This is a genomic window from Staphylococcus casei, assembly GCF_030294405.1.
In the GTDB taxonomy this organism is placed as follows: Bacteria; Bacillota; Bacilli; order Staphylococcales; family Staphylococcaceae; genus Staphylococcus; species Staphylococcus succinus.
In genome coordinates, this window is sequence record NZ_CP125718.1 from 1,652,685 (window position 1) to 1,672,090 (window position 19,406).

Annotated in this window: 18 protein-coding genes; 2 read left to right on the forward strand and 16 right to left on the reverse strand. The window is 33.6% G+C overall.

The genetic code is table 11. From position 1 onward, the window contains the following. Positions 1-186: 186 nt before the first annotated feature. Positions 187-372, forward strand: coding sequence for a LapA family protein (locus QMO72_RS08040; protein ID WP_424153918.1), 186 nt, complete (start codon positions 187-189; stop codon positions 370-372). A 186-nt stretch (positions 373-558) separates the two neighbouring features. Here QMO72_RS08040 and QMO72_RS08045 read toward each other — a convergent pair whose 3' ends face one another. From QMO72_RS08045 to hflX, 7 genes are all read right to left on the reverse strand, one after another. Then, positions 559-756: a hypothetical protein gene (locus QMO72_RS08045; RefSeq protein ID WP_103266909.1), complete on the reverse strand. Its 198-nt coding sequence runs from the start codon at positions 754-756 to the stop codon at positions 559-561. Positions 757-1,191: 435 nt separating this feature from the next. Then, the gene (locus tag QMO72_RS08050) at positions 1,192-1,722 is read right to left on the reverse strand and encodes a hypothetical protein (RefSeq protein ID WP_103266911.1); all 531 of its coding nucleotides are present in this window, start codon (positions 1,720-1,722) and stop codon (positions 1,192-1,194) included. A gap of 601 nt (positions 1,723-2,323) precedes the next feature. Further along, positions 2,324-2,887, reverse strand: coding sequence for a PepSY domain-containing protein (locus tag QMO72_RS08055; RefSeq protein ID WP_103266912.1), 564 nt, complete (start codon positions 2,885-2,887; stop codon positions 2,324-2,326). A 731-nt stretch (positions 2,888-3,618) separates the two neighbouring features. After that, positions 3,619-4,959: a type I glutamate--ammonia ligase gene (glnA, locus tag QMO72_RS08060; protein WP_046836305.1), complete on the reverse strand. Its 1,341-nt coding sequence runs from the start codon at positions 4,957-4,959 to the stop codon at positions 3,619-3,621. Between the two features lie 21 nt (positions 4,960-4,980). Continuing rightward, on the reverse strand, positions 4,981-5,349 hold the full coding sequence (locus QMO72_RS08065; protein WP_103266954.1) for a MerR family transcriptional regulator: 369 nt from the start codon (positions 5,347-5,349) through the stop codon (positions 4,981-4,983). Positions 5,350-5,579: 230 nt separating this feature from the next. After that, a complete protein-coding gene (locus tag QMO72_RS08070) occupies positions 5,580-6,818 on the reverse strand; it encodes a methionine gamma-lyase family protein (RefSeq protein ID WP_103266914.1) in 1,239 nt (412 codons plus the stop codon). A 17-nt stretch (positions 6,819-6,835) separates the two neighbouring features. Next, positions 6,836-8,071 (reverse strand): GTPase HflX, encoded by a 1,236-nt coding sequence (gene hflX, locus QMO72_RS08075; RefSeq protein ID WP_103266916.1) that lies wholly within the window; start codon positions 8,069-8,071, stop codon positions 6,836-6,838. A gap of 103 nt (positions 8,072-8,174) precedes the next feature. On the opposite strand from hflX, the gene QMO72_RS08080 reads away from it, so the two are divergent. Then, positions 8,175-8,648, forward strand: a complete 474-nt coding sequence (locus QMO72_RS08080) for a glutathione peroxidase (protein WP_103266917.1) — start codon at positions 8,175-8,177, stop codon at positions 8,646-8,648. A 135-nt stretch (positions 8,649-8,783) separates the two neighbouring features. On the opposite strand, the gene hfq is transcribed toward QMO72_RS08080, so the two are convergent. The 9 genes from hfq to mutL all read right to left on the reverse strand — a co-directional run bounded on the left by hfq (position 8,784) and on the right by mutL (position 19,396). Continuing rightward, positions 8,784-8,996, reverse strand: a complete 213-nt coding sequence (gene hfq, locus QMO72_RS08085) for an RNA chaperone Hfq (protein ID WP_069824202.1) — start codon at positions 8,994-8,996, stop codon at positions 8,784-8,786. A 1-nt stretch (position 8,997) separates the two neighbouring features. Further along, positions 8,998-9,945, reverse strand: a complete 948-nt coding sequence (gene miaA, locus QMO72_RS08090) for a tRNA (adenosine(37)-N6)-dimethylallyltransferase MiaA (RefSeq protein ID WP_241965950.1) — start codon at positions 9,943-9,945, stop codon at positions 8,998-9,000. A gap of 19 nt (positions 9,946-9,964) precedes the next feature. After that, on the reverse strand, positions 9,965-10,903 hold the full coding sequence (locus QMO72_RS08095; RefSeq protein WP_103266919.1) for an alpha/beta hydrolase: 939 nt from the start codon (positions 10,901-10,903) through the stop codon (positions 9,965-9,967). 241 nt (positions 10,904-11,144) lie between these two features. Next, positions 11,145-12,818: a glycerol-3-phosphate dehydrogenase/oxidase gene (locus tag QMO72_RS08100; RefSeq protein ID WP_103266921.1), complete on the reverse strand. Its 1,674-nt coding sequence runs from the start codon at positions 12,816-12,818 to the stop codon at positions 11,145-11,147. A 146-nt stretch (positions 12,819-12,964) separates the two neighbouring features. Next, on the reverse strand, positions 12,965-14,467 hold the full coding sequence (gene glpK / locus QMO72_RS08105; protein ID WP_069824206.1) for a glycerol kinase GlpK: 1,503 nt from the start codon (positions 14,465-14,467) through the stop codon (positions 12,965-12,967). A gap of 180 nt (positions 14,468-14,647) precedes the next feature. Then, entirely contained in the window at positions 14,648-15,466 is an 819-nt protein-coding gene (locus QMO72_RS08110) for an MIP/aquaporin family protein (RefSeq protein WP_069824207.1), read from the reverse strand. A 171-nt stretch (positions 15,467-15,637) separates the two neighbouring features. Further along, positions 15,638-16,672, reverse strand: a complete 1,035-nt coding sequence (locus QMO72_RS08115; RefSeq protein WP_103266922.1) for a S66 family peptidase — start codon at positions 16,670-16,672, stop codon at positions 15,638-15,640. Positions 16,673-16,918: 246 nt separating this feature from the next. Next, complete coding sequence (locus QMO72_RS08120) at positions 16,919-17,452, reverse strand: glycerol-3-phosphate responsive antiterminator (RefSeq protein ID WP_103266924.1); 534 nt, start codon at positions 17,450-17,452, stop codon at positions 16,919-16,921. Positions 17,453-17,464: 12 nt separating this feature from the next. Beyond that, positions 17,465-19,396 carry a DNA mismatch repair endonuclease MutL gene (gene mutL, locus QMO72_RS08125; protein ID WP_103266925.1) on the reverse strand — a complete coding sequence of 644 codons (1,932 nt, stop codon included), beginning with the start codon at positions 19,394-19,396 and terminating at the stop codon, positions 17,465-17,467. Between the last annotated feature and the right edge of the window lie 10 nt (positions 19,397-19,406).

A 19,406-nucleotide genomic window follows, 5' to 3' on the forward strand; every position in this document is an offset into this window, starting at 1 on the left:
TCATTTAAATCGTCAAGAGTCAAATATAATTTGTTTCTTCATTTCAAGTATTACTTTATCGTTAAATTATAAGTAATCATCGCTCAGACTAGTTCAACATAAAGGACACAATTCCATGACACTATTTTATTTTATAAATATTTTTGTCATGCTATAATATGGATGATAGGAGTGAACAATTTGACTATGGCTAAAGAGAATATGATTACTACCATTGCAATCGTGGTTGCAATTATTATAGGCTTGATTTTACAATTTCAATTCCAACTACCACCTATAGTTTCAGCTGTTGTAGCGATATTTTTAGGTATATTTATTGGTTTTATCATTATTTTAATCCAATCACTGATTACGAAAAAAAAGAAAAAATAACACGTTCTGCCGCATATGTATGTCGGCAGTTTTTATTTTCTAAATTTAATTCTTCATATCTTCAAAGTTGTGAATATTTATCTATCAAACTTTAGAATTACTATACCACTTTTAAAATCACATAAAAAAAGTTACATATCAAAGACCATAGACTTTGTATGTAACTTACTTATAACTATAATGATATTAAACATTTTTTATAAATGTGAGAAAAGCACTAAATGCTTGTTCATTCGCCGAAAATGTACGTTCTTCAATTTCACGCACCGTTGATGTTAATAATTGATAGCCTGCTACTTCATCGTCTTTTAAATAAGCGTTAATACTACTTTCTAACTCTTCTAATGAACTTGCCTTTATCGTACTTAATTTAATTTCTTGCATCGTTCATTCCCCCTTAGAATGTCATATGAAAATGAATTACAACTATCATACTACGTACAGTTGTGTCATACAATTAAAAAACAATCTTCTTAAAACTAACACCCTAAATGCAACAACTATAAATTCATCTGTAGCTATTCACCACATAGACAAAATACAACTCTTGTTAACTGAATTTGAGTAACTAGCGTTTTACCACTTAATGTTTAGTACCTATTATTATTTGTTTATATTTAGATGTTTGAGTTGTTCAAATAAATAGGTAATTGCTATTTATGCTTGAAAATTGAAAAGCATTTAATTACTGATTTTTGACATATGCAGATGCAGCATCACTCATTTTTTTCTTGCTGGCATCCACGTGGACATCCAATTTGTAAAAAGATAGTTTTGATAGACAATATAGCTTGTCTCTTTTAATTATATAGGGTTAAATCATTGATTTATAAATTGCAATTCATAAACTTTTTCCTTTTCGTACATATTAAATTCATCTAATTTAGCGACTAATAGCATATCTTGCTGTTTTCTACTTACATTATGATAATAAGATAGTTTAATATTTAAATTAGATTCATAACCGTTGTTTTGAATCGTACTTTCAAGTTCTTCGAATACTTCTGCATTAATAGGTAAAAGGTAACTTTCTTTACTCGGTAAAATATTCAATAATTTTTCTTGAACAATTTTTTCGTCATCTAATAAAATTTTTATATTGATTGTCTTTGCTGCGCCCCCACCAAGGTTATATAACTTTAGATAATCTTCATGATCCGAATCGTGTATCGTCATATTTTTCATCGTAAGCGTTCCATCTTTATCTAACTTGAGTAAAACCTGGTTAAAACCTAGTGCAGGAATAAAGCCAACTTTCATTTGATAAAGCTGAATACTTACAGAAACAAAATAAAATAACGCCATTATAAAAGTTCCAAGTGATCCAATGGCTGAAATAATATTGATCATTCTATCACTCCTTAATTTTGGGAGAGCTCAGTTCAAAATAATAACGCCTTCATTCTTTTAATTATCTAACCATTTAAACTATATAATACTGACTTAATTTATAGCAAATGACCAGACGTCGAATCATTAAAACGTTACGTATAAAAGAAAGCACAATCGCAAAAAAACACGCCCGCCATTTCTGACGGGCGTGTCCACTATCCGTCTCTGAGGAGTTGTCACTCCTCACTGCCTACCTAAGAGTTATGGTAAGTTTTTTAGAAACGGAATTATGTATAGTCCCCCTAACCGCTACCTAGGGTAAGAGCTATTCTATAATAAATCAGACTTAGGTTTTTGCTAGTACGGTACTCATATATTTTATATCATTATATTAATGCCTATCACTAACCAGCAACTTGATAGATGCGCTCACATTATTCTGCAGAAGATGCGCAGTTTTTACTAGCCTGGGATTTATGTATACCACTCGGGGACTAAGTGAGTGGTAGCAAATTAACCATATAAACTAATATATCTTTTGATGTTACTTAAATTATACCCGTTAAGAACTTTTATAAACATATAAGGATTACCCTGCACCTAAGCGGGGGCATATCGTTTAATTGTCTTTTTCACTATTTAATATTTTTCCATTTTTTGCATTAATGCTGACTTCATATTGAGTGTTTCCTTTTTTCAAATCCATATCATAAACAAGCTTTCCATTATCTTTGGATAATGACCATTCTTTGATATCACCGTTAACTTCTTTTTGCCCTTTCTTAATTGCATCTTTAAAATCAATAGCGTCACTATATTTAAATGCCTCTTTAGGGTCTACTGAATTCTCTTTTTCAGATTCTTTGTTTATTAACTTTTTATCCTTATCAGAAACGATTACTTCTGATTCTTCATTTGATTTTTGTTGTTCAATTTTATATACCCATTCACCTTTATGTTGTTCATAAGAAATACCTTTTAAATGTTGGCCACTATAGACACTTTGCGCTTTCTTCAAGGCCGCTTTTGGACTAGTTTGGATATCATTTAATGTGATAACTTTTTCATTACTTTCTTCACTACTCGAGATTGCTGATTTTTTATCACTATCTGAGGAACTATTACCACAAGCAGTTAATAATACTACAGACAGCGTTAACGTTGCCAATCTTTTTATTGTCATAAAGATTACCTCCTAGAATTTTAACAGTATTTTTCCCGTAAGCTCAATGAACAAAACCTATTTCTCACTTTAATTTATACACACATTTTAAAGTTCTATTAACTCATCGAGTGGTTTTCCAACTCAATTTAAACATGATTGTTAGGTCTACATACAGAGCATTAGAAAGAGGTTCAATAAAAATGAGCGTAACATTGTAAACTATACATAAATAAATCCACTATCTCTATAACTGTTGTGCTTTCAACTTTTTCACTAACTTATTCTATCCTTTGCCTAATTTCATTAATACTTAATTATAGCTTTATAACACCTGATAGATATGAATCAATACTTATCTAAACTTTGCTACTAAAATATTAAAAAAGGCAAGCACATAAGTGCCTACCTTTGTATTAGGAAAAAATGACAAGTACCTTTACTAGAATATTATGGTTTGATTGGTTGCCTTATTTAAAGCACCGCCCCGAAGGGCGGCATCAAAAAGGATGAAGTTCTGGAGAAACTTCATAAAGCGATAATATAATAAACGATTATATTTTTCAATATCTTAACTATTATTTTTTTGAAAATTTTTTCGTTTCCATTTTACAAAACTAATTATTCCATATTGGATAACCTTTTGTTCGACTATGTTCTTACATACAGACACATAAAAACAACCCGAAATCATCCATTCAGAATGACTCGAGTTGTTGTTATTACTAGTGTTTCGCCCCTTTGCTCAGCACCTAGTATTGTTTAATATACTGTTCTCTTTCCCATTCAGATACTTGAGTTCTATAATAATCCCACTCAATTGATTTAGAATTGATGAATTGGTTATAGATATGATTACCTAGTGCATCTTTAATAGGTTCATTTTCTCTCATAGCTTTGATTGCTGTATAAAGCGTTGAAGGTAAATCTTGGATACCCACAGCTTCACGTTCATCGCGATTCATTTCATAAATATTTTGGTTTACTGGTTCTGGAACTTCTAATTTATTTTCGATTCCATCTAGACCTGCTTTAAGGATTGCTGCTAATGCTAAGTATGGATTAGCTGCTGGGTCAACTGAACGTACTTCAACACGTGTTGATAATCCACGTGAAGATGGTACACGGATTAATGGTGAGCGGTTTTTACCACTCCAAGCAATGTAACATGGCGCTTCATAACCAGGAACTAAACGTTTATATGAATTCACTAATGGATTACATACTCCTGTGAATCCACGCGCATTTTTAAGAATACCTGCGATAAAGTGGAAAGCGTCTTTAGTCATTTGCATATCACCATTTGGATCGAAGAATGCATTTTCTTTATCTTTGAATAAAGATACGTTAAAGTGCATACCACTACCATTAACCCCAAATAATGGTTTCGGCATAAATGTTGCATGTAGATTATGTTGACGTGCAATTGTTTTTACAACAAGTTTAAATGTTTGGATATTATCACATGCTGTGATTGCATCCGCATATTTAAAGTCAATTTCATGTTGTCCTGGTGCAACTTCGTGATGACTTGCTTCGATATCAAAGCCCATGTCCTCAAGTTCTAAAACGATATCTCTACGACAATTTTCACCTAAATCAGTAGGTGCAAGGTCAAAGTATCCACCATCGTCATTTAACTCTAACGTTGGTTCGCCTTTTTCATCTAATTTGAATAAGAAGAATTCTGGTTCTGGTCCAAGATTAATATCAGTGAAACCGAGTTCTTCCATGTCTTTTAATACACGTTTTAAGTTTGCACGCGGATCCCCTTCAAATGGTGTACCATCTGTTTTATATACATCACAAATAAGACGCGCAACTTTTCCTTGTCCAGCAGTCCACGGGAAAATAACCCACGTATCTAAATCTGGATATAAATACATATCTGATTCTTCAATACGTACGAAACCTTCGATTGAAGATCCGTCAAACATCATTTCATTATCCAATACTTTTTCTAATTGGCTAACCGGTACTTCAACGTTTTTAATTACGCCTAAAATATCTGTGAATTGTAAACGTAAATATCTAACGTTTTCTTCCTTAGCAAACTTATGAATATCTTCTTTTGTAAATGTACGTTTTGGCATTATAAATGTCCTCCAGTAATATTATTTGATAAAACGTGATAAATCACCACGATTTATCGGAATCGCTTCTTGTTGTGATTTCTGTGTAGCATCAACTATCATTTTTTTTCTTGTTTCTTGTTCATCAGCAGAAAGGTGGTCTTGTTCATTATGTATAATCTGTTTGATTCCTTTGATATTAAATCCTTTTTCAATCAATCTTTTAATTTCTAAAAGACGTTCCAAATCATTTAATGAAAAGAGTCTTTTATTCCCCTCTGTACGTTCTGGTTTAATCAGTTCATGTGTTTCATAGTAGCGAACTTGTCTAGCAGTTAATTCGCTCAATTTAGTTACAACACTCATAGAGAAGACAGCCATATTACGACGTAATGTATCATTTGACTTCAATCCAATCACCTCTATTTTTGAACTTGTTATCAATTTAGCACAAAAATGAAATAAATACAAAGACATGTCATGTTTCCTTACATGAAGGTTCCAACCCTTGGTATCATTGACTTTAAAGCACTTTCACAATCGTTATTAGTAGAATATTTTGAAAATTCCTTAAATTTATTTAAAAAAAATCCATATTTTCATCAATTTATAATTGAGAATCTATATGGATTTCGAAAAGTTTATATTAATTTTTCAGATTGAAGACGTTTAGCTGCTCTTGATACCGCTAGTTTAACATGTTCATATGTGAGACCACCTTGGACGTATGCTTCATAAGGTGGTCGTATCGGACCATCTGCCGATAACTCGATAGAAGATCCTTGTATAAACGTGCCTGCCGCCATAATGACATCATCTTCGTACCCTGGCATATAAGCAGGTTCTGGGCTGAAGTGCGCATTAATAGGAGAAGCATGTTGAATACTTTGACAAAATTGTATCATTTGTTCTTTTGTATCAAATTCAACCGTTTGAATTAAGTCTGTTCTTGGCTCATTATATTTAGGTTGCGTACGCATATTCATTTTTTCTAAAAGAAGGCTAGTAAATAGTGCGCCTTTTAAACTTTGACTGACAACATGAGGTGCTAAAAAGAAGCCTTGGTACATTTCCTGTAATGAGTTAAGAGATGCCCCCGCTTCTTTACCTATACCCGGTGCGGTTAAACGATAGCCACATCTAGCTATTAATGACGCTTTTCCTGCGATATAGCCCCCTATTTTTGCTAATCCACCACCAGGATTCTTAATTAAAGAACCCGCGATTAAATCTGCACCACATTCTATAGGTTCACGCTCTTCAACAAATTCGCCATAACAGTTATCTACAAATATAATAATCTCAGGATAAAGACTTTTAATCATTTGTATGGCTGACTCAATTTCATCTAACGGTATTGATGGGCGTTGGTCATACCCTTTAGAACGTTGTATTGCAATCACTTTAGTCGTTGTGCTAATCGTTTGTATAACTTGATCAACATCAATTTTTCCTGCTTTCAAATCTACTTTCCTATAATCTACACCATGTTCTTTTAAACTTTCTATACCATTGCCATTAATACCTATAACTTCTAATAATGTATCATATGGATTTCCTGTAATATACAGTAGTTCATCACCATACTTCAATGTACTTTGTAAAGCTATCGTGATTGCATGAGTACCCGATATAATTTGTGGGCGTACAATGGCATCTTCTGCTTTAAAAGTCCTTGCATATATTTCTTCTAAGTGATCCCTACCAAAGTCATCATAGCCATAACCAGTAGTACCTTGTAAATCACTTTCAGTTGCTTTCACTGCATGAAACGCATCTAATACTTTTTCTTGGTTAGCATATGCAGTCGCTTCTATGTCTTTAAAATAAGGCGTCAACGTTGTTTCAACCTCAGCTATCAATTGATTCATATCATTCATATATTCATTACTTCCTTCTATTCTTTTTTGTATCCTTTTATAGTATAAGAAGCGTCACCTTCATTAAATGTTAACTCAGATACAAGTGTATGTTGCTTTAAAAAGTATAATCGATCAGCATTTGTACTCGGTACATTTTCTTCATAATATGTTAATGTACGTTTAACTTGTTCATATAGCAAAGCTTTGACTTTTTCTATATCGGCTTCGTCTTTACTAGATACAAAAACAGACGGTTTATTTGTAGTTGGAATCGTACCTTCGTGCAAATCTTTCTTATTATAGATTATAGCTTGGGGTATATGCCCCATATCTAAATCTTTAATGATTTGGTTTACTGTGTCATACTGCGCCCTATATTCAGGATGACTACTATCTACTACATGTAATAATAAATCAGCACTTTTAGCTTCTTCGAGCGTTGATTTAAAAGCTGCAATCAATGTAGTAGGTAATTTCTGAATAAAACCTACAGTATCAGAAATAATTAAATTAAAACCATTATTAATTTGTATCTGTCTTGTTTTAGGATCAAGTGTTGCAAATAGCAAGTTTTTTTCAAATGTTGTTTCTCGTGCTAACGCATTAAACCACGATGACTTTCCAGCATTGGTATAACCTACTAAAGCAACTTGGAAGACATGATTTTGTTCACGTTTATTACGATAGCGTTCTCGATGTTCGACTACTGTTTCTAATTGATGTTTTATTTCATTCATTCTTGTTCTAATATGGCGTCTGTCCATTTCAAGTTTCGTTTCCCCTGGGCCTCTCGTACCAATACCGCCTCCTAAGCGTGATAGACTACGTCCATGACCTTGTAATCTCGGCATTAAATAATCTAATTGAGCCAGCTCCACTTGTAATTTACCTTCTTTGCTACGCGCTCTTAAAGCAAAAATTTCTAATATTAATTGGGTTCTATCAATAATTTTAACATTTAAATTATCATTCAAGGTTTTAGATTGGGCTGTTGTCAACTCATCATTTGCAACCACTACATCTATATCATGGTGCTCAATGTAAGCCTGAATATCTTGCAACTTACCTTTACCTACATAATATTTATGATCAAACCGTTGTCTATTTTGGGTAAATTGTTCTTGTACGTTAAGTTGACATGTCTCAGATAAAGAAGCTAATTCCTCCATTGTTGAATCGAAATTAAATTCATCTTCTGATTGCGCATGTACTCCAACTAAAATCGCAGTCTCTAATCGTTTTTCAGTATTATGTGTTAGTTGCTGGGACATAACATACACCTCTTTTCAAAGTTTCTTAGTCATTCTATCACAGTGTCTTTATAAAGACTATAGAGGCATTTTGTGTTAAATTATGGTTAAGAGGTGAATTACAATGACAATTTATGATATAGAAGTCAAAAAGCCAAATGGCGACACATATAAATTAGATAAATATCGCGGTCAAACTATACTAATTGTAAATACAGCGAGTGAATGTGGCTTCACACCACAATTTGAAGGATTACAACATTTATATGAAAAGTATAATGATCAATCCTTTGTTGTGTTAGGTTTTCCTTGTAACCAATTTGGGGGACAAGAACCAGGTACAGGTGAAGAAGCAACACAGAATTGCAAAATCAATTATGGGGTAACCTTTCCAATGCATGAAAAAGTCGATGTTAAAGGTGAAAATCAACATCCCTTATTTAAATTTTTAACTGAAGAACAGAATGGTTTTTTAAATGAAAAAATCAAATGGAATTTCACAAAGTTCTTAGTTAATAAAGAGGGCAACGTCGTGAAGCGTTTTGCACCACAAAAGAAACCTAACCAAATTGAAGCTGAAATCGAAGCCTTACTATAACTATTGATACTTTATTATCTAAAAACGTATCGGTAAGTTAAGTTGTTTAAAAAGCAAAGCTACGCTAGATATTTATTATCTAACGTAGCTTTTTTTGACATTTAATTTGGTTACATTGTTAAACTTGTATTATCACTATGCCTCAGTATCATCAATTGTGAATGTACTTATAGCATGTTTATATATTAAGTGTTGTTTCCCTTGTGATAATAAACATACTAAGTCCTTATCATATGCTTCAATAATACCTTTCATTTGGAATCCGTTGACTAAAAATACAATCACTTTTGTTTTTTCAGTCTTAAATTGCCCTAGGAATTTGTCTTGGATGTTTTCTAATGCATTCATGTTATGTACTCCTTTTCTTTATTTGGGCTGAAACCTCATCTAACATTAATGAAAGTGACATGTTCTCTCTGTCTAACCAAGCTACGTCGAGCTTATTTTTAAACCAAGTCATTTGTCGTTTTGCATAATTTCTAGAATGTTGCTTTAATTTATCTGTCGCTTCATCAAGATCTGCATCATATTTAACCACTGGTATCATTTCTTTATAACCAATCGCTTGCATACTTTGACATGATTCATATCCATGTTCAACGAGCTGACTCACTTCATTTAGTAATCCACGCTGCAACATAATATCTACACGGTTATTAATTCTTTGATATAATGTTTCACGCGACATTTCTATCCCTATTAATAATGTATCATAATTTTCAGTGAATTGTTGTACTTTCTTACGCGAACTTAAAAGTTTTTTTGTTTTCAAATAATATTCTATCGCTCTTCGTACTCTTTTCCGATTATTCGGATGAATTGCCTGAGCTGAAGCATCATCGAAACGTGCCAAATATTGATGTAAGTCTTCATTAGTTAGTTGATCTAACTCTTGCAACTGAGCTGCTACTTCAACTGCCTGTTCCGTTGATACCACTTCGTCTTCGAACGCGTAATCATAGATAAGCGATTGAATATAAAGCCCTGTACCACCAGCAATAATAGGAACATTACCTCTTTCAGTAATTTCATTAATTAACCGTTGTGCTCTATTTTTAAAATCATACGCAGAAAATGTATCATCTGGTTCTAATATATCTATCATATGATGAGGGACACCTGACATTTCTTCTTGCGTAATTTTAGCCGTACCAATATCCATTTTTTTATAAACTTGCATCGAATCTCCACTGATTATTTCACCATTAAACTTTTTAGCCAATTCGATACTAAATTCAGTTTTACCCACTGCCGTTGGCCCTACAAGCACAATTAAAAACTGCTTATCGTTATGCACGTGTATCAACTCTCTTATATTATTTTTCTGCTTTACCATTCTTTTTTAAGATTTGTTTCTCTATCCATTCATACATATGTTGCCATGTATTAGCGTAGTCTTTTTCAAATAAAACTTCGTGCCTTTTATTTTTATACAATTGCACGGTAATATGCTTAATACCACATTTTTTATAACGCTGACCTAGTGTTCTTATCCCTTTACCATACCCACCTAACGAATCATCTTTCCCTGATATGAGTAAAATAGGTAAGTCTCGGTTCATCATTTTGATATGCTTCAAACGACTTGTGGCACTCATATGTTTAATAGTTTGATAAATGAGTTGATTAGACACTAGAAAACCAGTATAAGGATCTTTAATAAAGCGTGCGACTTCATCAGGATCGCTAGACAGCCAATCACTTGATGTCTTTAATTGTCTTACATTTTTATTAAATGACTTATACATTAATCTGTTCACCCATTTTAAGCGACGTTTTTTCCCTGTTAATAATGTAATCACTTTCAACACTATGCCCAGGGGCACACCTAAATATGCAGGGTATTGTATCGTACCCGTTAAGATTAAACCATGCGCAGCGTCTGGGTATTTTTGAGCGAATATACGACCAACAATCGATCCCATTGAATGACCAATTATAATATATGGAATATTAGCATAGTTTGTACAAATTGTTTGCGCAATTTCATAGGTATCATCTGCAACTTGACTTAAATCATCGATATGGCCACGTGTTTTTTCATCTATTTCTTTACCGTGACCTCTATGGTTATGACGAATCACATCATAACCTTGATAATTCAGTGATTCTACAAGTCGATCATACCTATCCATATATTCAGCCATGCCATGTAGTAAATGAATGACACCGATTGTTTCTTTTTTAGCTTTATTTAACCTAACTTCTAGCATTGTGCCATCTGAAACCGTGATATTAAAATCATTTCGATTCATGTTTCTTCCCCCAAACCATGCATCATTTCGATTTTCTTATATTATACAATATATTCATAATACAATGTTATCAAATTGTAAGCCAAACGTTAACCTTCAAAGTATAATTCAAACACTATGATCTATGAAACAACAAGCATTTTAATCATACTATTTAAAATTTTTACTGATAAAAAAACTGCTAACTTAAATAAGTTAGCAGTTTTTAGTAGTAATTAAAATCTATTCTTTTTAATCTAAATTATTCTTTTACTGCTGGTTGATTATTACCAGTTTGTGCTTCATCAATTGCAGTTTGTAATTCTTTTGTATATTGTGCTTTTTCTACATTTGAGTAGCCTAGTAACTCAGCCATTACTTCGATAACATGATCTTTATAATTTAAAACATCTTCAATCTTGAAGTAAAGTTTACCAGTACGACGCACGAAGAAATCAGTCGGACGATAAACCATTTCATTTTGAATTGAATAAATTAATTCAGTATATATGTCTAATGGTAAACCTGTTTCTTGATATTTAGCAGTTTGAGCAATCTTGAATAAATCTTCAGCATTAGAACCGTATTTAGAAGCAAAATGACGTGCAGTCGCTTCATCTAATTGGTAAGCTTTAGCTTCTTCAACTTTTTTCTCAATAAATTTATCAAAGTTTTTACTACCACCTACATCGCCACCTGAGATAGTTAGGTGTTTTGTTTCGCAAGCTTTGAATTTAAGATTATATTCTGATTTCAAACGTTTTGCTAATAAATCAACGATTTCTAAAGCCATGTGACGATAGCCTGTTAATTTACCACCAGCGATAGTTAATAGTCCAGATTTACCTTCCCAAACTTCATCTTTACGTGAAATTTCTGAAGGATCTTTTCCTTCTTCTAAGATTAATGGTCTGATACCTGCCCATGATGATTCAATGTCATCATCTGTCACGTTCACATCTGGGAACATGTAATTTATAGCTTCAATAAGATAATCTCTGTCCTCTTGTGTTGCTAATGGCGCTGTTTTGTTATTATCGTAAAACGTATCTGTTGTACCCACATAAGCTTTACCTTCACGTGGAATAGCGAAGATCATACGACCGTCTTTTTCAGTGTCAAAGTATACTGCTTGGCCTAATGGGAAGTTAGATTGATCAATAACAATGTGAACACCTTTAGTTAAACGTAATTGTTTGTTATTACGTGCATAATCACCACTACGAACTTCATCTACCCACGGACCACTTGCATTAATAACTTTTTTAGCTTTAATTGGATAAGTTTCGCCATTGATTTGGTCCTCAACATGAATGCCATTAACAGTTTCTTTTGCGTCGTATGTGAAATGTACTGATTTCGTATGATTTATAATTGTAGCGCCTTTTTCTTCGGCACGTTTCATAACTTCAATTGTTAAACGCGCATCATCTGTACGATATTCTACATAACTACCGCCACCTTTAAGACCATCTTTTTTAACTAATGGTTCTTTTTCAAGTGTTTCTTTTGCATTTAACATTTTTTTACGTTCAGCTTTTTTTACACCTGCTAATCTATCATAAACGCCTAAACCGATCGATGTAGTAAATTTGCCCATAGATCCGCCTTTATGCAATGGTAATAACATACGTTCAGGTGTTGTTACGTGAGGTCCATTTTCATAAACAATCGCACGTTCGCGACCAGTTTCAGCTACGACACCTACTTGTAATTGTTTTAAATAACGTAAGCCACCATGTACTAATTTAGTAGAACGTGAACTTGTCCCTTGAGCAAAATCTTGCATTTCTACTAAAGCTACTTTCATACCTCTTTCACTAGCATCTAAAGCGATTCCTGCACCTGTAATACCACCACCGATAATTACAACATCATAAGAATCGTTTTTTAAATCTTTCTTTATTTGCTCTCTTTTCAACGTTGATAAACTCATAAAATCTAGCGCCTCCTAAAATAATAAAAAAAGAGAGACCTATCCCATACATATATAAATTGTACGAACAGAATCTCTCACTTCTCATCTTGATATTATTAACTTACCCATATTGTAGCATAACTAACAACTTTTAGTCTAACTTTTTATTCTTCTTCTATTTTAAAGACTTGTGTAGCTTCTACAGCTTTTTTCCAACCTTTATATAATCGTTCTCTCTCTTTTTCTTCCATTTCAGGTTTAAATTCTTTTTCAAGCTTCCAACGATTTGCAATCTCATCTTTACTGTCCCAAAATCCAACTGCTAATCCTGCAAGATATGCAGCACCTAAAGCTGTTGTTTCGTTTATTACTGGGCGTTCCACACCTAAATTAAGTAAGTCCGCTTGGAATTGCATGATGAAATTATTCTTAACCGCGCCACCATCTACACGTAAATTATTTACAGTGATGTCAGAATCTTTTTCCATCGCTTCTAATACATCACGTGTTTGATAACAAAGCGATTCTAGTGTTGCACGAATAAAATGTTCTTTCTCTGTGCCACGTGTCAAACCGAAGATAGCACCACGAGCTTCTGCATCCCAGTATGGTGTACCTAAACCTACAAATGCAGGAACAACGTATACACCTTCTGATGATTCTACACGTTCTGCATAATTTTCTGATTGAGGGGCTGAATTAATCATTCTTAATCCATCTCGTAACCACTGAATTGCTGAACCCGATACAAAAATTGAACCTTCAAGTGCATAATTTACTTTTCCGTCTAAACCGTAAGCAATTGTAGTTAATAAACCACTCTTAGAAGCTACGGCCTCTTCACCAGTATTCATTAACATGAAACCACCTGTGCCGTAAGTATTTTTCACATCACCACGGTTGAAACACGCTTGTCCGAATAATGCAGCTTGTTGGTCACCTGCAATACCTGCGATTGGCACTTCTTCACCAAAGAAATGATAATCGATTGTATTCGCATACACATCACTTGATGCTTTAACTTCAGGTAACATTGAATTAGGGATTTCTAAAATATCTAATAACTCTTGATCCCATTCTAAATCATGAATGTTGTAGATTAATGTACGACTTGCATTAGTGTAATCTGTAATATGTGCTTTTCCACCAGACAATTTCCAAACTAACCATGAATCAATCGTACCGAATAATAAATCACCATTGTCAGCTTTTTCTCTAGCGCCTTCTACATTATCAAGTATCCATTTTACTTTTGTACCTGCAAAATACGGATCTAATAAGAGTCCTGTTTTTTCGCGGAATTTATCTTCTAAGCCTTGTTCTTTTAGATTTTGACAAATGCCTTGTGTTTGACGTGATTGCCATACAATTGCATGGTAAATTGGACGCGCTGTATTTTTATCCCAAACCACTGTTGTTTCACGTTGGTTTGTAATACCAATGCCTGCAATTTGTTCTGCACCAACATTTTCTTCATTAAGTACTTCTGCTATTACCGCTAAAACTGATGTCCATATTTCATTTGCATCATGTTCAACCCAGCCTGATTTAGGAAAATATTGTTTAAACTCACGTTGCGCTACGCCTTTAATTTTTCCATCTTTATCAAATAGAATCGCTCTAGAACTCGTTGTGCCTTGGTCAATTGATAAAATAAATTTTTCCATAATTATACTCTCCCTTTCGATCCGTTTTTAGTCTGAATAATGTATGTAAATTAATTTTCATTACAATTCAACTGTACACATTATTATCCAATACCCTCAACGTTCATGCTCAAACTCTTAAAAATTCACAAGACAAGACCTGTTTATAGTTGAATATATAAACAGGACGAATTGATCTCATTAATAAATAGATTCAATGCCTTTAGCATTTTTCGATTTATTTAAAGCGATGCCTAGTACACAAGTTACAATTAATAATATGATTGCAACTATGGACATAGCATCAAATGCACCTTTATAGAATAATCTATAAATCACTGCTCCTATCATACCACCTGTAATAGGTCCAAGAACAGGGACAATTGCATAACTCCAATTTGATTTTCCTTTACCAGCTATCGGTAAAATTGCATGTGCAATACGTGGTCCTAAATCACGAGCAGGATTAATGGCATAACCTGTTGGCCCGCCTAAGCTTAAACCAATTGCAACAATCAAACCACCAACGATTAATGGATTTAAACCGTCAGCAATTTTATTTGTACCAATAAACATTAAACCTAATGTAAGAATCGCTGTTCCAATTATTTCACTTAAAAAGTTAGCAAAATAATTTTTTATAGCGGGTGCTGTAGAAAATACGCCTAATTTTGCACCTTGATCTTCTGTTTGTTTCCAATGCGCTAAGTACATTAACCAAACCAATGCACCACCTACAATACCACCAAGCATCTGACAAATAATGAAACCAGGAACCATAGCCCAACTAATTCCACCATCCATAGCAAAAGCTAGCGTTACAGCAGGATTCAAATGGGCACCAGATATATTCCCAACTGCATATACACCCATTGTCACTGCAAGCCCCCAACCCGCAGCAATTACAATCCAATCCGCACCGTTACCAGCACTTTTTTTCAAATTCACATTGGCACAAACACCTCCCCCAAATAATACTAGGATTGCTGTTCCCAAAAATTCAGCAAAATATTCACTCATAGAGACTCCTCCTAAAAAGACAGAGAGATTCCTACAATTATACCCAGTTTCGAACCACCGGTTTAATTACTGTAGAAATCTCCCATCTCTGTTCTAAATTATTAACTTGATATCATCTTACACTTCACTTGTAAGCGTTGTCAATGTTTTTTGTAAATAATTAGACACAATTTAACTGTCAACCACAGAACTTTCAATAATTTCAAAACTTTTTTCACTACAATTTATTTCTGCCATTACACCATAAGGTAAGCTGTGTTTGGGTTCACAATGTCCAAATGATAAATTAAAAAGGATTGAAATATGTTGATTCTTACTTTTTTCTATAATTTTTAAAAGTTCCGCTTTATATTCAGTGTAATAAAAATCATTAAATGGTTTCCCCACAATCATACCATTCAAATGTTTAAACACACCTTTATTTAATAAACACATTAAATCGTCAGCAAATGCTTGAGGAGTTGGCATATCTTCAGAAGTTTCCAAAAATAAAATAGCATTCTTAAACTGTTGTGCATCTGGGAAAAGATCGGTTGATATCAAGCTGGCAAATGTTTCTAGATTACCTCCAATTAAATGTCCGCGCTTAATCCCTTCACCACAGACAACCTCATACCCACGTTGGTTACGTATTGTCCGAGCCATATTTTTATTGTCTTCTTTCCACTCTAAATCATTCGTTCTAGTGTATAAAGCTGGCATAATTTTATTGATAGGGTCAGTATGAAACAAACATTTCTTCAAATAGTCAATTGTATATGCATCCATTTCTATATTTTCTGCAAAATCTGTCAATAATGCAGGGCCATAAAAACTAACAACGCCCATTTTGTAAAACATCATATGTACTGATGTCGTATCTGAATACCCTATAAATATTTTTGGATGCTTTCGAATTGCTTTAAAATCAACATATGGCGCAATTCTTATAGCATCATCTCCACCAATACAACTGATGATTGCTTTTACTTCATTATCTCTAAGTGCGTCATTTAAATCTGCTGCACGTTGTTCTGGATGTGCTCGAATATATGCAATCCCCTTGAGTGCATTAGGCATCACTTTAACATTCAGCCCAAAAACATTTTGTAATCGCGTGATCCCTTGATATGTACGCCACACTATTGTTTCTTCACCTGCTAATCCGGATGATAAAGATACAATAGCAACCGTATCGCCTTTTTGTAATCGCATTGGTTTAATCATATTACACCACCTATCTATTATAAATACTATTATAATTTATATTTAAAACATATCCTTAAAAAATCAAAAAAAAGTTAGCACTTGATTAGGATTTATAGCGTTCAGCTGCTAATACACACTGAAAGTGCTCTAATCGATTGCTAACTTTTATAGTTATATATGATGTTAAACATTTAAATACTAATCTGTTCTGCTCGCGTTAAATAGAAGGTTATTTCCCCATATTCATTTTGCAGAAGTGTGGCTTTACCATAATTTACGATCACTAGTTGTAATATATTTCGCTCCATTTTCTATTGCAACATCCACTTCTTCAATATCATTAATTAATCCACCTGCGATGACAGATGTATCCGTTTCTTCATTAATAATTTGTATTGCTTTCGTTGCGATACCTGGCAATACTTCTACAAAATCTGGTTCTACACGTTTAATAAGTTCAATACTTCTATTCAGCGCATGACTATCCAATATAAAAACACGAAATACAGTTATAGTATTTAATGCTTTCGCTTTATTAATCACTTTTGTCTTAGTAGAAACGATACCCTTAGGGTGATAGTTTTGTATGATATACTCACATGCAAATTCGTCATGGCTCATACCTTTAATTAAATCAATATGCATATATGTTTCTACATGATTTTTCTTTAATAATTCCATGATACTTTTAACATGACCAATATGCGTGTCCAATAACACACATTCCTTATAATCTGTTTGAGTGAGCTTTTCTAAATCCTTCATTGACCGAACTGCTGGTAAAATATGTGGCTTCAATCCACTAACCTCCTACATGATACGTTTAAATAGTCGTTCTATTTCATAGTTTGAAAAATTAATAATAATCGGTCTGCCGTGCGGACATGTAAATGGGTCTTCAGTTTCACGTAATTGGTTAACCAGGTCTGCCATTTCATTATTTTTCAAGTAATGATTGGCCTTGATGGATTTTTTACAACTCATCATAATTGCTGCATCTTCCCTGATTTTTTTAACATCCACTTTTTTATGTTCTAAGACATATTCAATCATATCTTTAATAATTTCTTCAGCTTCTGCTTTAGGGAACCATACTGGATAACTATCTACGATATAATCATGGCCACCAAATGGTTCCAAATGAACCCCCACTTTATCTAATTCTTCTTTATATTGTTTAATAAGCATGAGTTCATCTTTTGAAAAATGGAATGTTAACGGTATTAGTAAGTTTTGAACTTCGTTTGATACTTTACCTATTTTTTCTCTAAAATATTCATATTTAATCCGTTCTTGTGCTGCATGTTGATCAATCATAAACATACCTTGCTCATTTTGAGCAATAATATAAGTCCCGTGTACTTGTCCTACAATTTCCATATAAGGCACACGTCTCGTCGGATCCTGACTCACACTACCTTTGATGTCGGATGTATCATCTAATTGCTCAACTGATGCTTCTTGTACATCGTCCATATCAAACAAAACTTCTCTTTGTGACTGAACGTATCCATCATCACTATATGGTTCTTCTTGTATATAAGAATGATTATAATTATTCGTGGGCATTGCTTCAGATGATGCAGGTCGTTCAAAAGCTTTATCCTGTGTCTCACCATCAGAGCGTTGCGCCTTTTCATGATCTGTTTGAGCTGCTTGCTGCTTGCGTCTTTCAAAATCCATTTTTTGTTGTTCAAAGTTATCTAATACTTTATTTTTTTTATTTAGTTTATCCATGTCATTTTGCGGAATTAATATTCTATCCTTAAATGCTGCTCGGATTTTTTCTACAATTAACTCAAATAGTTGGTCTTCTTTTGATAACCTTACTTCTAACTTAGTAGGATGCACGTTCACATCAACCAGAATGGGATCCATTTCAATATTGATATAACATATTGGGAATCTGCCAATCGTCAATAATGTATGGTAACCTTCTAAAATAGCTTTGTTTAACAGGAAGTTTTTGATATATCTTCCGTTAATAAAGATAGATATATAATGATTGTTACTTCTTGAATGTTCTGGTTTAGCTACAAAGCCCTCTAAATGGTAATCACTTGTATCTCCAGTAATATGCACTAAGTCTTTAGCCACTTTCATACCATAAATCTCCGACATCACTTCGTTGGTATGTCCCGAGCCATTTGTTTTAATAATTGTTTTACCATCAGAAACAAGTGAAATACGTATGTCTGGGTGACTCATTGCCATACGGTTAACAATATCTGTAATCTTACCTAGTTCAGTATACAAACTTTTAATATATTTCAAACGTGCCGGTGTATTATAAAATAAAGATTCAACTAAAATATCTGTGCCTCTTTTAGCTTTAGCGGGTTTATGATTTAAGAGTTCACCATTTTCCACATAAATCTCTTGCCCTTCTTCATTATCTGTACACGTTTTCAATGTGACTTTGGCTACTGATGATATACTGGCTAATGCTTCTCCACGAAACCCAAGTGTGCGTATGTGGAATAAATCATCATCTTCATCTAATTTACTTGTCGCGTGACGATGAAAGACTAGACCCAAGTCTTCAGCCTGTATTCCAGTGCCGTTATCGACGACTCTAATAGACGAAACTCCAGATTGTTCAACCTCTATATTGATTTCAGTCGCTTGGGCGTCTATGGCATTTTCCAACAACTCTTTAACTACTGAGCCAGGACGTTCAACTACTTCTCCAGCAGCAATTTTATTTGCTAATGATGTCTGTAATTCTTTGATTTTCCCCATTGGACTTCAC

Bases quoted from the DNA above. Each gene is read 5' to 3' on its own strand.
- QMO72_RS08040 (WP_424153918.1), top strand. From the start codon at position 187: ATGGCTAAAGAGAATATGATTACTACCATTGCAATCGTGGTTGCAATT.
- QMO72_RS08045 (WP_103266909.1), bottom strand. From the start codon at position 756: ATGCAAGAAATTAAATTAAGTACGATAAAGGCAAGTTCATTAGAAGAG.
- QMO72_RS08050 (WP_103266911.1), bottom strand. From the start codon at position 1,722: ATGATCAATATTATTTCAGCCATTGGATCACTTGGAACTTTTATAATG.
- QMO72_RS08055 (WP_103266912.1), bottom strand. From the start codon at position 2,887: ATGACAATAAAAAGATTGGCAACGTTAACGCTGTCTGTAGTATTATTA.
- glnA (WP_046836305.1), bottom strand. From the start codon at position 4,959: ATGCCAAAACGTACATTTACAAAAGAAGATATTCATAAGTTTGCTAAG.
- QMO72_RS08070 (WP_103266914.1), bottom strand. From the start codon at position 6,818: ATGAATGATATGAATCAATTGATAGCTGAGGTTGAAACAACGTTGACG.
- hflX (WP_103266916.1), bottom strand. From the start codon at position 8,071: ATGTCCCAGCAACTAACACATAATACTGAAAAACGATTAGAGACTGCG.
- QMO72_RS08080 (WP_103266917.1), top strand. From the start codon at position 8,175: ATGACAATTTATGATATAGAAGTCAAAAAGCCAAATGGCGACACATAT.
- hfq (WP_069824202.1), bottom strand. From the start codon at position 8,996: ATGAATGCATTAGAAAACATCCAAGACAAATTCCTAGGGCAATTTAAG.
- QMO72_RS08095 (WP_103266919.1), bottom strand. From the start codon at position 10,903: ATGAATCGAAATGATTTTAATATCACGGTTTCAGATGGCACAATGCTA.
- QMO72_RS08100 (WP_103266921.1), bottom strand. From the start codon at position 12,818: ATGAGTTTATCAACGTTGAAAAGAGAGCAAATAAAGAAAGATTTAAAA.
- glpK (WP_069824206.1), bottom strand. From the start codon at position 14,467: ATGGAAAAATTTATTTTATCAATTGACCAAGGCACAACGAGTTCTAGA.
- QMO72_RS08110 (WP_069824207.1), bottom strand. From the start codon at position 15,466: ATGAGTGAATATTTTGCTGAATTTTTGGGAACAGCAATCCTAGTATTA.
- QMO72_RS08115 (WP_103266922.1), bottom strand. From the start codon at position 16,672: ATGATTAAACCAATGCGATTACAAAAAGGCGATACGGTTGCTATTGTA.
- mutL (WP_103266925.1), bottom strand. From the start codon at position 19,396: ATGGGGAAAATCAAAGAATTACAGACATCATTAGCAAATAAAATTGCT.